Source organism: Frigoribacterium sp. Leaf44, from assembly GCF_001421865.1.
In the GTDB taxonomy this organism is placed as follows: domain Bacteria; phylum Actinomycetota; class Actinomycetes; order Actinomycetales; family Microbacteriaceae; genus Frigoribacterium.
Genome location: NZ_LMLG01000006.1, coordinates 548187 through 562994, shown reverse-complemented (window position 1 = coordinate 562994; position 14808 = coordinate 548187). Strand labels below are relative to the sequence as shown.

At 67.6% G+C, this 14808-nt stretch carries 19 protein-coding genes; all 19 read right to left on the bottom strand.

The features are described 5' to 3' along the window. Positions 1–2: 2 nt before the first annotated feature. The 19 genes from rpsC to pilM all read right to left on the bottom strand — a co-directional run bounded on the left by rpsC (position 3) and on the right by pilM (position 14791). Positions 3–782 (bottom strand): 30S ribosomal protein S3, encoded by a 780-nt coding sequence (rpsC, locus tag ASE87_RS11185; RefSeq protein WP_043593357.1) that lies wholly within the window; start codon positions 780–782, stop codon positions 3–5. Next, the gene (rplV, locus tag ASE87_RS11180) at positions 782–1174 is read right to left on the bottom strand and encodes a 50S ribosomal protein L22 (protein WP_043593358.1); all 393 of its coding nucleotides are present in this window, start codon (positions 1172–1174) and stop codon (positions 782–784) included. Before rplV ends, rpsC begins: the two co-directional genes overlap by 1 nt. 25 nt (positions 1175–1199) lie before the next feature. Next, positions 1200–1481, bottom strand: a complete 282-nt coding sequence (gene rpsS / locus ASE87_RS11175; protein WP_043593360.1) for a 30S ribosomal protein S19 — start codon at positions 1479–1481, stop codon at positions 1200–1202. 12 nt (positions 1482–1493) lie between these two features. Beyond that, positions 1494–2333, bottom strand: coding sequence for a 50S ribosomal protein L2 (gene rplB / locus ASE87_RS11170; protein ID WP_043593362.1), 840 nt, complete (start codon positions 2331–2333; stop codon positions 1494–1496). A gap of 18 nt (positions 2334–2351) precedes the next feature. Continuing rightward, positions 2352–2651 (bottom strand): 50S ribosomal protein L23, encoded by a 300-nt coding sequence (gene rplW / locus ASE87_RS11165; protein ID WP_043593363.1) that lies wholly within the window; start codon positions 2649–2651, stop codon positions 2352–2354. Beyond that, positions 2648–3310 (bottom strand): 50S ribosomal protein L4, encoded by a 663-nt coding sequence (rplD, locus tag ASE87_RS11160; protein ID WP_043593365.1) that lies wholly within the window; start codon positions 3308–3310, stop codon positions 2648–2650. The genes rplW and rplD overlap by 4 nt, the downstream gene beginning before the upstream one ends. 3 nt (positions 3311–3313) lie before the next feature. Next, on the bottom strand, positions 3314–3964 hold the full coding sequence (gene rplC, locus ASE87_RS11155) for a 50S ribosomal protein L3 (RefSeq protein WP_167599061.1): 651 nt from the start codon (positions 3962–3964) through the stop codon (positions 3314–3316). A gap of 18 nt (positions 3965–3982) precedes the next feature. Next, positions 3983–4291 carry a 30S ribosomal protein S10 gene (gene rpsJ / locus ASE87_RS11150; RefSeq protein WP_043593369.1) on the bottom strand — a complete coding sequence of 103 codons (309 nt, stop codon included), beginning with the start codon at positions 4289–4291 and terminating at the stop codon, positions 3983–3985. 397 nt (positions 4292–4688) lie between these two features. Continuing rightward, positions 4689–5528, bottom strand: a complete 840-nt coding sequence (locus tag ASE87_RS11145) for a DarT ssDNA thymidine ADP-ribosyltransferase family protein (protein WP_056228532.1) — start codon at positions 5526–5528, stop codon at positions 4689–4691. Positions 5529–5629: 101 nt separating this feature from the next. Beyond that, complete coding sequence (locus ASE87_RS11140) at positions 5630–6622, bottom strand: DNA topoisomerase IB (protein ID WP_056228530.1); 993 nt, start codon at positions 6620–6622, stop codon at positions 5630–5632. A 90-nt stretch (positions 6623–6712) separates the two neighbouring features. Continuing rightward, a complete protein-coding gene (locus ASE87_RS11135; RefSeq protein ID WP_043593373.1) occupies positions 6713–6925 on the bottom strand; it encodes an Rv0909 family putative TA system antitoxin in 213 nt (70 codons plus the stop codon). A gap of 125 nt (positions 6926–7050) precedes the next feature. Continuing rightward, positions 7051–8241: an elongation factor Tu gene (tuf, locus tag ASE87_RS11130; protein WP_043593375.1), complete on the bottom strand. Its 1191-nt coding sequence runs from the start codon at positions 8239–8241 to the stop codon at positions 7051–7053. Positions 8242–8370: 129 nt separating this feature from the next. Then, positions 8371–10485, bottom strand: a complete 2115-nt coding sequence (fusA, locus tag ASE87_RS11125; RefSeq protein WP_043593376.1) for an elongation factor G — start codon at positions 10483–10485, stop codon at positions 8371–8373. 86 nt (positions 10486–10571) lie between these two features. Continuing rightward, positions 10572–11042: a 30S ribosomal protein S7 gene (rpsG, locus tag ASE87_RS11120; protein ID WP_043593378.1), complete on the bottom strand. Its 471-nt coding sequence runs from the start codon at positions 11040–11042 to the stop codon at positions 10572–10574. Continuing rightward, complete coding sequence (gene rpsL, locus ASE87_RS11115; RefSeq protein WP_043593380.1) at positions 11042–11416, bottom strand: 30S ribosomal protein S12; 375 nt, start codon at positions 11414–11416, stop codon at positions 11042–11044. The genes rpsG and rpsL overlap by 1 nt, the downstream gene beginning before the upstream one ends. A 209-nt stretch (positions 11417–11625) precedes the next feature. Continuing rightward, a complete protein-coding gene (locus tag ASE87_RS11110; RefSeq protein ID WP_056228527.1) occupies positions 11626–12201 on the bottom strand; it encodes a DUF6121 family protein in 576 nt (191 codons plus the stop codon). A 102-nt stretch (positions 12202–12303) separates the two neighbouring features. After that, positions 12304–13086 (bottom strand): hypothetical protein, encoded by a 783-nt coding sequence (locus tag ASE87_RS11105; protein ID WP_157489830.1) that lies wholly within the window; start codon positions 13084–13086, stop codon positions 12304–12306. Then, on the bottom strand, positions 13083–13745 hold the full coding sequence (locus ASE87_RS11100; RefSeq protein ID WP_043596491.1) for a hypothetical protein: 663 nt from the start codon (positions 13743–13745) through the stop codon (positions 13083–13085). Before ASE87_RS11100 ends, ASE87_RS11105 begins: the two co-directional genes overlap by 4 nt. Then, positions 13742–14791 carry a type IV pilus assembly protein PilM gene (gene pilM / locus ASE87_RS11095; protein ID WP_043596493.1) on the bottom strand — a complete coding sequence of 350 codons (1050 nt, stop codon included), beginning with the start codon at positions 14789–14791 and terminating at the stop codon, positions 13742–13744. Before pilM ends, ASE87_RS11100 begins: the two co-directional genes overlap by 4 nt. Positions 14792–14808: the final 17 nt, after the last annotated feature.

The window sequence follows — 14808 nt, the reverse complement described above, 5'->3', positions numbered from 1 at the left end:
GGTTACGCCTCAGCTCCTGTGGTGGCGGGTGCCTTCTGCTCGCGGGGAGCGCGGTCGCCCCCGCCGCGGCGGGCGCCGTCACGGTCGTTGCGGCGCTCGGGGCGAGACGACTTCTGGTTCGCCTGCTCGCGCGCGAGCTCCTTGTTGGTGATGTCGCCCTTGTAGATCCAGACCTTGACACCGATGCGACCGAAGGTGGTCTTGGCCTCGTAGAAGCCGTAGTCGATGTTGGCGCGGAGGGTGTGCAGGGGGACGCGACCCTCGCGGTAGAACTCCGAGCGGCTCATCTCGGCGCCGCCGAGACGGCCCGACACCTGGATGCGGACACCCTTGGCGCCGGCACGCTGAGCGCCCTGGAGCCCCTTGCGCATCGCACGACGGAACGCCACGCGAGCAGCGAGCTGCTCGGCGATGCCCTGGGCGACGAGCTGAGCCTCGGCCTCGGGGTTCTTGACCTCGAGGATGTTGAGCTGGATCTGCTTGCTCGTGAGCTTCTCGAGGTCGCCGCGGATGCGCTCGGCCTCGGCGCCACGACGACCGATCACGATGCCCGGACGGGCGGTGTGGATGTCGACGCGGACGCGGTCACGGGTGCGCTCGATCTCGATCTTGGCCACGCCGGCGCGGTCGAGCGAGGTCTTGAGCAGGGTGCGGATCTTGACGTCCTCGGCGACGTAGTCGCTGTAACGCTGTCCCGGCTTGGTGCTGTCGGTGAACCACCGCGACACGTGGTCGGTGGTGATGCCCAGACGGAAGCCGTACGGGTTGACTTTCTGGCCCATTACTTGCTCGCCTTCTTCGTAGCGTCGGCAGCCTCGACCTCATCAGGCGTCGAAAGGACGATCGTGATGTGGCTGGTGCGCTTCAGGATCTTGAAGGCGCGGCCCTGTGCACGCGGCTGGAACCGCTTGAGGGTGGCGCCCTGGTCGACGAATGCACGACTGATGTACAGGTCCTGCTCGTCGAGGTAGCTGTTCGAGGCATCCGCCTTGACCCGAGCGTTGGCCATGGCCGACGCGACGAGCTTGTAGACGGGCTCGCTGGCACCCTGAGGCGCGAACTTCAGGATCGCCAGAGCTTCGGCTGCCTGCTTGCCGCGGATCAGGTTGACGACACGGCGGGCCTTCATGGGGGTGACGCGGATGTGACGCACGCGTGCGATCGACTCCACCATTTCTCTCCTCCTTCACGTCGCCGCGTTAGCGGCGACGACCCTTCTTGTCGTCCTTCACGTGACCACGGAAGGTGCGGGTGGGCGCGAACTCACCGAGCTTGTGGCCGATCATGCTCTCGGTCACGAACACGGGGATGTGCTTGCGTCCGTCGTGCACGGCGATGGTGTGCCCAAGCATGTTGGGGACGATCATCGAACGGCGCGACCAGGTCTTGATGACGTTCTTGGTGCTGGCCTCGTTCTGCGAGACGACCTTGCGAAGCAGGTGGTCGTCAACGAAGGGGCCCTTCTTAAGACTGCGTGGCATCTTCTACAACTCCTACTTACGCTTCTTGCCAGCGTTACGACGACGGACGATGAGCTTGTCGCTCTCTTTGTTGGGGTGACGCGTGCGGCCCTCTTTCTGGCCCCACGGGCTGACCGGGTGGCGTCCACCGGAGGTCTTGCCCTCACCACCACCGTGAGGGTGGTCGACGGGGTTCATGGCGACACCACGCACGGTCGGGCGGACGCCCTTCCAGCGCATGCGGCCGGCCTTGCCCCAGTTGATGTTCGACTGCTCGGCGTTGCCGACCTCGCCGATCGTGGCGCGGCAGCGGGCGTCGACGTTGCGGACCTCGCCCGACGGCAGACGGAGCTGCGCGTAGGGGCCGTCCTTGGCGACGAGACGCACCGAAGCGCCGGCCGAGCGGGCCATCTTCGCGCCTCCACCGGGCTTGAGCTCGATGGCGTGGATGACGGTACCGACGGGGATGTTCTTGAGCGGCAGGTTGTTGCCGGGCTTGATGTCGGCAGCGGGGCCCGACTCGACGACGTCGCCCTGCTTCAGCTTGTTCGGCGCGATGATGTACCGCTTGGTGCCGTCCACGAAGTGCAGGAGCGCGATGCGAGCCGTGCGGTTGGGGTCGTACTCGATGTGAGCGACCTTGGCGTTGACGCCGTCCTTGTCGTTGCGACGGAAGTCGATCACGCGGTACTGGCGCTTGTGGCCACCACCGATGTGACGGGTCGTGATGCGGCCGGCGTTGTTACGGCCACCGGACTTCGAGAGCGGGCGCAGCAGCGACTTCTCGGGCGTCGATCGCGTGATCTCCGCGAAGTCGGCGACCGACGAACCGCGGCGACCCGGGGTCGTGGGCTTGTAGTTACGAATTGCCATGATTTATGCCTCTGCTCCCTAGCCGACAGCCGTGAAGATGTCGATGGAACCGGACTTCAGCGTGACGATGGCGCGCTTGGTGTCCTTGCGCTTGCCGGTGCCGAAGCGGGTGCGACGGGTCTTGCCCGTTCGGTTGAGCGTGTTGATGCTGTCGACCTTGACGTCGAAGATCTTCTCGATGGCGAGCTTGATCTCGGTCTTGTTCGAACGCGGGTCCACGAGGAAGGTGTACTTGCCCTGGTCGATCAGGGAGTAGCTCTTCTCGGAGACGACGGGCGCGATGATGACGTCGCGGGGGTCTTTTCCGTAGCCGCTCATGCGGTGGCCTCCTTCTTGGTCTTCGAGGCGACGAAGCCGTCGAAGGCGCTCTTCGTGAAGACGATGTCGTCGCTGACGAGGACGTCGTAGGCGTTCAGCTGGTCGAACGTGATCACGTGGACCGTGGGCACGTTGCGGACGCTCTTGAGGGTCAGCGTGTCGTCGCGGTCGGTGACGATCAGGACGTGCTTGCTCGAGGCGATCGACGCGAGCAGCTCGAGGGCGACCTTGGTCGAGATCGAGTCGGCGACGAAGCTCTCGACGACGTGGACGCGAGCGCCACGAGCGCGGTCGGACAACGCACCGAGCAGGGCTGCGGCGATCATCTTCTTGGGGGTGCGCTGTGCGTAGTCGCGGGGCTGCGGACCGTGGACGATGCCACCGCCGGTCATCTGAGGAGCACGGATCGAACCCTGACGGGCGCGGCCGGTGCCCTTCTGCTTGAACGGCTTGCGGCCGGCGCCGGAGACCTCGCCGCGACGCTTGGTCTTGTGCGTGCCCTGACGTGCGGCGGCCTGCTGGGCGACGACGACCTGGTGGATGAGCGGGACGTTCGTGACGACGTCGAACAGCTCGACCGGGAGCTCGACCGTGCTGGTCTTCTGGCCCTTGGCGTCGACGACGTCGACCGAAGCGGCCGATGCGGTAGTGGTGGCCATGAGCTACTTCCCCTTCACGGCGGTGCGGACGAAAACGATGCGGCCACGAGCACCGGGGACGGCGCCCTTGACGAGCAGCAGACCCTTCTCGGCGTCGACGGCGTGCACCGTGAGGTTGAGGATGGTGACGCGCTCGCCACCCATGCGACCGGCCATGCGCATGCCCTTGAAGACACGGCTGGGGGTCGAGGAGGCACCGATCGAACCGGGCTTGCGGTGGTTGCGGTGCGCACCGTGCGAGGCGCTGACGCCCTTGAAGTTGTGACGCTTCATGACACCGGCGAAGCCCTTGCCCTTGGACGTTCCGACGACGTCGACCTTCTGGCCGGCTTCGAAGGTGTCGACCGTGAGCTCTTGGCCGAGTGCGTACTCGGCGGCGTCGGCGGTGCGGACCTCGGTGAGGTGGCGGCGGGGCGTGACGCCCGCGGCGTCGAAGTGGCCCGTGGCGGGCTTGTTCGACTTGCGGGGGTCGATCTGGCCGGCCGCGATCTGCACGGCGGTGTAGCCGTCCTTCTCGAGCGAGCGGACCTGGGTCACGACGTTCGGGGCGATCTCGACGACGGTGACGGGGACGAGCTTGTTGTTCTCGTCCCAGACCTGGGTCATGCCGAGCTTCTTGCCGAGCAGGCCCTTGACGTTCTTGGTGGTGCTGATGGTCATGGTCGCCCCCCCCTACAGCTTGATCTCGATGTTGACGTCGGCAGGCAGGTCGAGACGCATGAGCGAGTCGACGGCCTTCGGCGTCGGGTCGACGATGTCGATGAGGCGCTTGTGCGTGCGCTTCTCGAAGTGCTCGCGCGAGTCCTTGTACTTGTGGGGCGAACGGATCACGACGACCACGTTCTTCTCGGTCGGGAGCGGCACGGGGCCGACGACCGTAGCGCCCGCGCGGGTGACCGTGTCGACGATCTTGCGCGCGGAAGTGTCGATGACCTCGTGGTCGTACGACTTAAGTCGGATGCGGATCTTCTGTCCCGCCATGTGTGACTCTCTCTCGTTCGGACGTCGCGCACCTCGGGGGCCGCCTGACGCTGTTCGCTGGGCGAACATCTGTTGGCACTACGTGTCTCTCGCGTACCGCTGTTCTTGTGTCAATCCATCTGCCGAAACCGGCCGGTGCCCGCGAGGAAGGACCCGGGGAGGGCCATCTTCGCCACCGCCACCTGCACCCGGGGCTTCGCCCCGGCGCACCGCGACCGAAGGTCACGGCGGTGGTTTCGTTGTGAGATGCGTCCTGCTACCCGCGGCCCAGACGCCTGACGTCTGTGCACTGCCTGGCAGTGATCCGACACCCGGCGCAGAGGCCAGGCTCGAAATGTTGAACTAGACGATTTTGCCACACGCCTGCATTTGCTGCAACCCGGGCGTGTCGCGGATCTCAGACCGCGTCGACGACCGGAGCCGGGCGGAACCACGGCGGGTAGACGGCGACGCGCGGTGCGTCGGCGCCCAGCTCGGCGAGCGTGTCCTTCACGGCGTCACGGACCTTGTCGTTCGGGACGCCCACGAGCGTCACCGAGGAGAAGGGCACCGAACCGGGGACGAGCACCTCCGGCCCGAGCAGGTCGGGGTCCTTCAGGCTGAAACGACGGACCATCGACGACGCGTCGTCGAGGCCCGCGGCCGCGCGGACGCCCTCGACGGCCGCATCGCCCTCGGTCACCACGAAGTCGTCGCCGAGCGACGCGACGGGAACGACGAGCATGACGAAGTCGATGGCGCGGGCCTCACGTGCGGCATCGGACCACTCGTAGCCCTCGGCTCCGGTACGGACGGCGTCCCAGGCGGTCGCGTGGGGCGACAGCGAGAACGGCACGTGCGCGGCGACGGGCTGACCCGACGCTGTCATGACGGACGCGCGGAGGGCCCGGGTCGCCTCGGAGCTGACGTCGAGCACGGGGGTCGCGCCGGCCTGCAGCGCGCCGGCCTCGAGGATGCCGGGCAGGTTGGACACGTGAGTCCAGTGGTAGGCGCGCTGGGTCGAGAACTCGGGGACGGGGGTGGCGGCCGTCTGAGCGGCCACGGCGACGGCGGCCGAGTCACGGGCGAGTGCGGGGGTGCTGCGCAACGACTCGGGCTTGCGGTTGGAGGGGCGGCGGCGGGTGGTGACCGACCGTGCGGCGGTCGAGGGCATGCCGTCGGCGACGCCCTCGCGCTTGCGGGGAGCACAGATGTCGCACAACTCTCGCTCGAATCCGTGGATGCACTCGTCAGTCACTGCAGTTGTTCCTCTCGGGCGCCCCGAACGGGACGCGACCCTCTAGGTTACGTCACGACGGGGACCGTCCGCAGACCGTGGTCGACGACGTCGCCCGGGACTCAGCGGAACAGCAGCGCCCGGACCTCCGATTCGGCGGCGTGCAGGCGGGCAGGGTCGATGGTCTCCCCGTGCCGGTACGCATCGACCAGGCGGGGATCGACGTACGAGGACTTCGCGATGGCCGGGGTGTTGCCGAGCACGGCGGCGGCGTCCCGCATCGCCTGGGCGAGGCACCTCGACTGGCGGGAGGCCGAGGCCTGCGGCCCGGAGCGGGCCAGGCTGACGGCGGCGGCGACGGTTCCGTGAAGGGTACGGAAGTCCTTCGCGGTGAACTCGTCGCCGGCCCTCTCCTTGACGTAGTCGTTGATCTCGGTCGCTCGCAGCGGGTGCCATGCCGAGCGCGCCTCCCCCGCTCCCCCACCGTCGGCCTTCCAGGCGAGCAGCCGGGCCCGCCCGCCGCGCCGTTTCAGGCTGCGGACGACGGCCGCGAGGTCGACGTCGCGGATCTCGGAGTCCCAGTCCTGGCCGCTCTTGCCGGGGAAGGCCAGCGACACCGTGTCGCCGGAGACGGTCGCGTGCGCGCAGAGCAGCGTCGAGAGCCCATGGCTGCCGTGTTCCTGCGCGTAGCGCTCGGACCCCACGCGCAGGGAGCCGGTGTCGAGCATGCGGAAGGCGGCGGCCAGGACCCGCTCGCGCCCGGCCCCCGGGACGCGCAGGTCGTGCGTCACGAAGCGACGGGCGGTCGGCAGCGACTCGGCGAGGGCGAGGGCCCGGTCGAACTTGATGCGGTCCTTCTGCTCACGCCACGTCGGGTGGTAGATGTACTGACGCCGACCGGCGGCGTCGACGCCCGTGGCCTGGATGTGGCCGTTCTCGTATGGGGAGATCCAGACGTCGGTCCAGGCCGGTGGGATGGCGAGGTGCTCGATGCGGGCCCGCAGCTCGGTGTCGGCGACGGCCGTTCCGTCAGCGGTGCGGTACGAGAATCCCCGTCCTGCCCGGACCCGGGTCAGCCCGGGTCGGCTCGAATCGGTCCTCCGGAGGCGCGGCATCGGTCGAGTGAACACCGCGCGTCGCCGAGGGGCCTGGGCGGGGTACAGCGAAGCCCCCGCCGAGGAGACGGGGGCTTCGCAGGGGACGACCTACTGGTTGCCGAGCTTCTTGTCGGCCTGTTCTTTCGCCTGGTGGATCTTGTCGGTGTGCTTGCCACCGGTGGCCTTGTCGGCCGCGGCAGCGACGGCGTCGAGGATGTTGTCGCTGACACCCTCGGCCTTCTCGCTCTTGAGCGCGTCCTGCACCTTGCCGTCCTTCAGGAAGGCCTGCGCCTTCTTCGTGATGTCGTCGAAACCTGCCATGACGTCCTCCCGTCGGCGTCGGACCGTCCGACGTCTCCACCATCGTGCCCTGCCGACGCGAAAGAGGCCAGGCCCCGAAGGGCCTGACCTCTCTCGTCAGATCAGCAGTTCTGCGTGAACAGGACTTACTTGTTGATCTTGGTGACCGTACCGGCACCGACCGTGCGACCACCCTCGCGGATGGCGAAGCGCAGACCGGCTTCCATGGCGATCGGCTGGATCAGCTGGACGCTGATCTCGGTCGTGTCGCCGGGCATGACCATCTCGGTGCCCTCGGGCAGCGTGATGACACCCGTGACGTCGGTGGTGCGGAAGTAGAACTGCGGACGGTAGTTCGCGTAGAACGGGTTGTGACGCCCACCCTCGTCCTTCGACAGGATGTAGACGTTCGCCTCGAACTCGGTGTGCGGCGTGACCGAACCGGGCTTGACGACGACCTGGCCGCGCTCGACGTCCTCGCGCTTGGTGCCGCGGAGGAGGAGACCGGTGTTGTCGCCGGCCTGGGCCGAGTCGAGCAGCTTGCGGAACATCTCGATGCCGGTGACGGTGGTCTTGACGGTCGGGCGGATGCCGACGATCTCGACCTCTTCGTTGACGTTGAGCTGACCGCGCTCGACACGACCGGTGACGACGGTGCCACGACCGGTGATCGTGAAGACGTCCTCGATGGGCATGAGGAAGGGCTGGTCGGTGGCGCGAACGGGCTCGGGCACGTTCTCGTCGACGGCGTTCATCAGCTCGGCGACCGTCTCGGCCCACTTCTCGTCACCCTCGAGGGCCTTGAGAGCGGAGACCTGGACGATCGGGGCGTTGTCGCCGTCGAACTCCTGGCTCGAGAGGAGCTCGCGGACCTCGAGCTCGACGAGCTCCATGATCTCTTCGTCATCGACCATGTCGGCCTTGTTCAGGGCGACGACGATGTAGGGCACGCCGACCTGGCGGGCGAGCAGGACGTGCTCACGCGTCTGGGGCATGGGACCGTCGGTGGCGGCGACGACGAGGATCGCGCCGTCCATCTGAGCGGCACCGGTGATCATGTTCTTGACGTAGTCGGCGTGGCCGGGAGCGTCGACGTGAGCGTAGTGGCGCTTCTCGGTCTGGTACTCGACGTGCGAGATGTTGATCGTGATGCCGCGCTGCTTCTCTTCAGGCGAGTTGTCGATCTGGTCGAACGCCGACGCCGTGTTGAGGGTGGGGTACTTGTCGTGCAGGACCTTGGTGATCGCTGCGGTGAGCGTGGTCTTGCCGTGGTCGACGTGACCGATGGTTCCGATGTTGACGTGCGGCTTGGTCCGCTCGAACTTGGCCTTAGCCACTGTGGGTCCTCCTCAGGACTCGGTTGCAGTGCGGCCCGGGGGCCGGGTCGATGACCCGGCCTACCGGTCGCCCTGCGGATTGGTGTGTGTACATGTTACGCGGTCGTCGGACGACCACGCGGTTCAGGACTATTCGCCCTTGTTCTTCTGGATGATCTCTTCGGCGACGGCCGAGGGCACCTCTTGGTACGACTCGAACGTCATCGAGTAGACGGCCCGGCCCGAGGTCTTCGACCGCAGGTCTCCGACGTAACCGAACATCTCCGACAGCGGCACGCTGGCCCGAACGACCTTCACACCACTGGCGTCTTCCATCGACGAGATCTGCCCGCGTCGCGAGCTGAGGTCGCCGATGACGTCGCCCATGTATTCCTCGGGCGTACGGACCTCGACCGCCATGAGCGGTTCGAGGAGAACGGGCTGGGCCTTGCGAGCCGCCTCTTTGTAGGCGATCGACCCAGCGATCTTGAACGCCATCTCGGACGAGTCGACGTCGTGCGCCGCACCGTCGAGCAGCAGCGCGCGGACGCCCACCGTCGGGTAGCCGGCGAGCACGCCGACCTGCATGGCGTCCTGGATGCCGGCATCGACCGAGGGGATGTACTCGCGGGGGATGCGGCCACCGGTGACCTTGTTGACGAACTCGTAGGTCGACTCGGCCGTGACCTCGAAGGGCTCGAGAGCGATCTGCACCTTGGCGAACTGACCCGAACCACCGGTCTGCTTCTTGTGGGTGTAGTCGTAGCGCTCGATGCCCTTCTTGAGGGTCTCGCGGTACGCGACCTGGGGCTTGCCGACGTTGGCCTCGACGTTGAACTCGCGCTTCATGCGGTCGACCAGGATGTCGAGGTGGAGCTCGCCCATGCCCTTGATGACCGTCTGGCCCGTCTCGGCGTTGAGCTCGACGCGGAACGTCGGGTCTTCTTCGGCGAGCTTCTGGATGGCCAGCGACAGCTTCTCTTGGTCGGCCTTCGTCTTCGGCTCGATCGCGACCTCGATGACGGGCTCGGGGAACGTCATCGACTCGAGGACGATCTGGTCGGAGGGGTCGCACAGGGTGTCACCGGTGGTGGTGAACTTGAGGCCGATGACGGCGTAGATGTGACCGGCGGTCACGCTGTCGACCGGGTTCTCCTTGTTGGAGTGCATCTGGAAGATCTTGCCGATGCGCTCTTTCTTGTCCTTGGTCGAGTTGATGACCTGGGCGCCGGACTCGATGGAGCCCGAGTACACGCGGACGTAGGTGAGACGACCGAAGAAGGGGTGCACCGCGACCTTGAAGGCGAGAGCCGAGAAGGGCTCGGTCGACTCGGGCTTGCGGATGATGATCTTCTCGGCGTCGCGGACGTCGTGGCCCTCCATCGGAGGCACGTCGAGCGGCGAGGGCAGGTAGTCGATGACCGCGTCGAGCATGGGCTGCACACCGCGGTTCTTGAAGGCCGAACCACAGAAGATCGGGTAGAGCTCGGAGTTGACCGTCATCTTGCGGACGGCACCCTTGATCTCGGCGATCGTGAGCTCTTCGCCACCGAAGTACTTCTCGAGCAGCACGTCGTCGGACTCGGCGACGGTCTCGAGGAGCTTGGCGCGGTACTCGGCCGCCTTCTCCTTGAGGTCTTCGGGGATCTCTTCGATCTCGTACTTCGCACCCAGCTCGACGTCACCCTTGGCGTCGCCGCGCCACGTGAGGGCGCGCATCTCGACCAGGTCGACGACACCCTCGAAGGAGCTCTCGGCACCGATCGGGAGCTGCATCACCAGCGGCTTGGCGCCGAGGCGGTTGATGATCGTGTCGACCGTGAAGTAGAAGTCGGCGCCGAGCTTGTCCATCTTGTTGACGAAGCAGATGCGCGGGACGTCGTACTTGTCGGCCTGACGCCAGACGGTCTCGGACTGGGGCTCGACGCCCTCTTTTCCGTCGAAGACGGCGACGGCACCGTCGAGCACGCGGAGCGAACGCTCGACCTCGACCGTGAAGTCGACGTGGCCCGGGGTGTCGATGATGTTGATCTGGTTCTTGTTCCAGAAGCAGGTCGTCGCCGCCGAGGTGATCGTGATGCCGCGCTCTTGCTCTTGCGCCATCCAGTCCATCGTGGCCGCACCGTCGTGGACCTCACCGATCTTGTGGGTGATGCCCGTGTAGTACAGGATGCGCTCGGTGGTCGTCGTCTTGCCAGCATCGATGTGAGCCATGATGCCGATGTTGCGGACCTTGTTCAGGTCGGTGAGCACATCTTGTGCCACGGGTTCCTCCGAAGGGATAGGTGGGGAAGTGGGGGGACGAGGAGGTGCGGTGCGCGTCGTGCGCACACCGCGCCTCCTCGTGCCGGTTACCAGCGGTAGTGCGCGAAGGCCTTGTTCGACTCGGCCATCTTGTGCGTGTCTTCGCGACGCTTGACAGCGGCGCCCAGACCGTTCGACGCGTCGAGGATCTCGTTCATGAGACGCTCGGTCATCGTCTTCTCGCGACGAGCCTTGGCGTAGCTGGTGAGCCAGCGGAGGGCCAGGGTGTTGGCGCGGTGGGGCTTGACCTCGACGGGGACCTGGTAGGTCGAACCGCCGACGCGACGCGAGCGGACCTCGAGGGTCGGGCGCACGTTGTCGAGCGCCTTCTTCAGCGTGGCCACGGCATCTTGGTCGTTCTTGGCGGTGACGCCGGCGAGAGCACCGTAGACGATGCGCTCGGCGAGCCCCTTCTTGCCGTCGAGGAGGATCTTGTTGACGAGCTGGCTGACGATCGGCGCACCGTAGACCGGGTCGGCGACGACAGGGCGCTTGGGCGCGGGTCCTTTACGAGGCATTACTTCTTGTCCTTCTTCGCACCGTAGAGGCTGCGAGCCTGCTTGCGGTTCTTCACGGCCTGGGTGTCGAGGGCGCCACGGACGATCTTGTAGCGCACACCGGGGAGGTCTTTGACACGACCGCCACGCACGAGCACCATCGAGTGCTCTTGCAGGTTGTGGCCCTCGCCGGGGATGTAGGCGGTGACCTCGGTGCCGTTCGAGAGCTTCACACGAGCGACCTTGCGGAGCGCGGAGTTCGGCTTCTTGGGGGTGGTGGTGTACACACGCGTGCACACGCCACGCTGCTGGGGGTTGGACCGCAGGGCGGGGGCCTTGGTCTTGACGACCTTCGGCGTGCGTCCCTTACGGACCAGCTGCTGAATAGTTGGCACTGGTTCTCCTCATCGGATCTCGGCGTCGTCCTCTCGAACGCGCCGAGTCGCGCTGCTCTCGCATCGCTCTGCTCTGTCCGGCTGATCAGCCGGCATCCTCGTCTCGGTGGCCGAGACGGTCTGCCCGTCTCGGCCGCGAGGTCGAGGGGGCTTTTATTCGGGCGCGCGGTCAGGCGCACACCCGAAAGAGCTTATCTTGCGGTAGTGCCTTAATCAAATGGTCGAGGCTCGGGGCGCCCCGGGTCGACGCGCGACAGGGCGAGGGTGCCCCCGACGACGAGTCCGGCGCAGATCGCCGAACCGATCACGAACGGCGACACGGCGTACCGGGCGGCGAAGAGCAGCACCCACACGAGCTCCTGTCGCACGAGGCCGTAGACGACTCCCCCGACGGCGAGCATCAGGACGTACACGAGGGCCGCGGTGACGATCGTCTGGACGAGGAGGTGCGGTGCGGGCCCTCGGGGGCCGGCCACCTCGTCACCGGTGCCGGAGCGCGTCCCACCCGAGGCGCCCGGGCGGGCGAGGACGGCGGGCTGGGCGGGGAACGTGCCCCGCACCTCCGGAGCCCTGTCGTCGCGGGCGTCGGAGAGCGCCGCCGACCGCAGCAGAGACAGCAACACGACGAGGACGGCGGCGGCGACCATCAGCGGGCCGAGCAGCGTGCCGGCGTCGGGCTCGTCGATCGGGTCGCGGTCGAGCAGCAACGCTTCGAAGCCCGCGACCATGATGACGAGCGCACCGAACAGGACGGTGCCCATGACGGCGTAGACGGCTCGGGACATCCTTCGAGGCTACGCGCCCGCGGTGGGCACGGTGGGCCGCATACGGGCCACCCCGCCACGAGGGGCCACCGCTGGCCGGGGCCCGGCCTGAGGGGTCTCGCGCTACTGGCCGGCGGCGGTGTCCGAGCTCGTGCCGTCGGTGCCCTCGGCCGTGGCCGCGGGGGTCTCGGCGGCCTGGTCGGCCTGGGTCGCTGCGGCGTCCTGGAGGACGTAGACGAGGCCGCCGACGGTCCACTGGTCGGGAACGCCGGTCGCGTCGCCGGCCTCGGAGCTGCCGGTGCTGGCGAACGTCGTCACGAGGAAGAGCCGCGACCCGCCCTGCAGCTTCGACAGGAAATCACGGGCCTGGGCGTAGCTGCCCTGGATGCTGACCGTGATCGGGATCGACGAGAAGTTCGTCGCGGTGACGAGCGGGTCGGTCACGAGGTCGGGGGCGGTGGGCGCGGCGGGGGCGGTGGCCGCCGCGTCGGTCCCGGCCGCGTCGGATGCCGCCGCGTCGGTCGCGGCGGGCGCGGCGACGTCCGTGGTCGTGGGCTCGTAGGCCGTCGCGTCGGACGAGGTGAACCCCGTGACGGTCGTGCCCGAGGCCCCGGCCAGCTGGTCCAGTTCGGTCAGGAACGACGACAGGGCGGCTTGGGACGGCACGGACGTGTCGAGCGTCGCCAACTCGGACTTCAGGTCGGGGAGGGCGGCGTTGTCGGCCTCGAGGGTCGCGAGGCTCTCGCGCAGGGTCTCGTTCTGCGTCTCGACGCTCTGCTGTTGCGACTCGGCGAACGAGGCGGCGGCGAGTTGCGGCTGCACCCCCACGAGGAATCCGAGGGCGATCACCACGACGCCGGTCAGGGCGGCGGCGATCAGCATCATCCGGTTGCGGTCCATGGTCACTCGCCGGCCTTCTGGTCGAAGCGGCCCGAGAAGGCGTCCGCCGTGATGTGCATCGTGATGTCCGCTCTGTAGACGCCTTCCTCGAGGGTCACCGAGCCCGGCTGGGCGTCGGCGAAGCCGGGGAGGGTCGCGAGCCCGTTCAACCAATCGGGCACGGACGGCAGGGTCGGACTCGACGCCTGGAACGTGAGGGTCGCCACACGCGAACCCTGCAGGGGCGCCGTGGGCTGCGTGTACTGGACGAGTGGCGAGGCCTGGTCGAGCGAGACGCTGACGATGGTCACGCCGACGGGCAGTGTGCCCTGCACCTTCTCGAGGTAGGTCGGCCAGTCGATGTCGGTCGAACCGCCGACCTTCTGGGCGGCCTCGACCAGGTCGAGCTTTCCCTGCGTGGTCTTCAGGTCCGCGTACTTCGTCTGCGACATGAGCAGCGACTGGGTCTCGCCCTGGGCGGTCATCAGTCCGTCCTCGGCCTGCATGCGTTGGAGGAACGCCGCACCCGATCCGATTCCGACGACGACGGCGACCACGACGACGCCGGCCCAGACCCGACGGGTCAGGGCCGCGGCGCGACGCTCGGCGCGGACCTCCGGGGGCAGCAGGTCGACGCGTGGCGCGCCTCCTACCGTGATGCCGGTGTCTTTTCCGCGGGTTCTCATGCTGCGCTCCCCAGGGCCAGGCCGAGGGCCACGGTCAGGTCGGTCGACCGCGACCGCAGGGCGGCCTCGTCGAGGTTCTTCGCGAAGCCCACCGTCGCGAACGGGTCGGCGAGGGCGACCGGCAGGCGGGTGACCTCGCTGAGCGCCTCGGGCAGGCCGGGCAGGGCCGCTCCCCCGCCGGCGATCATGATGCCCGCGACGGTCTCGGTCGGGCGGGTGTTGACGTAGTACTGGATCGTGTTGCGCAGGCTGCCGAGCAACTCGTTCACGGATTCGAAGATCGCGGCCGACGCGGCCTGTTCGTCGGGAGTCGTCACGGTCGTGGCGAGACCGCGGCCGAACTTGATGCCCTCGGCGACCTGGGCCGAGACCTCGAGCTTCGTCGCGACGGCTTGGGTGACGTCGTCTCCGCCCGAGGGGATGATGCGGACGAACTGGGGGACGCCGTCGGCGATCATGATGACCGAGGTCGTGCTGTGCCCGATCTCGACGAGCGCCACCGTGCCCGCGATGCGCGGACGGGTGACGAGGAGGCGCGTGTTCGAGAACGGGATCAGGTCGACCCCCAGCGTGGTCAGGCCGGCGAGCTTGCTCGCCTGGACGTTGCCGAGCACGGCGTCCTTGACCGCCGCGATCAGCAGCCCGTGGACGACGGGACCGTTCTCGCCGAGCCCCTCGGCGTAGGGGTAGAAGTCGAGGAGGGCGTCGGCGACCGGCACCGGCAGCATGTCCTGCACCTGGAACGGCAGCATCTCACGGATGCGCTTGTGCGACGCCTTGGGCACGGTCATGTCGCGAGCGAGCACCCGCTGGTTGCCCATGCCCAGCACGACGCGTTTGCTCTTGAAACCCCCGGCCGACCACAGCTGCTTGAGCGTGCCGGCCATGGTCTGAGACTCGATCACCTCTCCGCGGCTCGCCGCACCGTCGGGCAGGGACACCTCGCTGAACCGGACGATGGTCGGCTTGGCCTTGTCGACGTCGGCGACCTCGACCGCCCGCACGAAGCGGCTGCCGATGTCGATGCCCACGATGTTCTTGCCCATCAGTTCTGCTCTCTGTC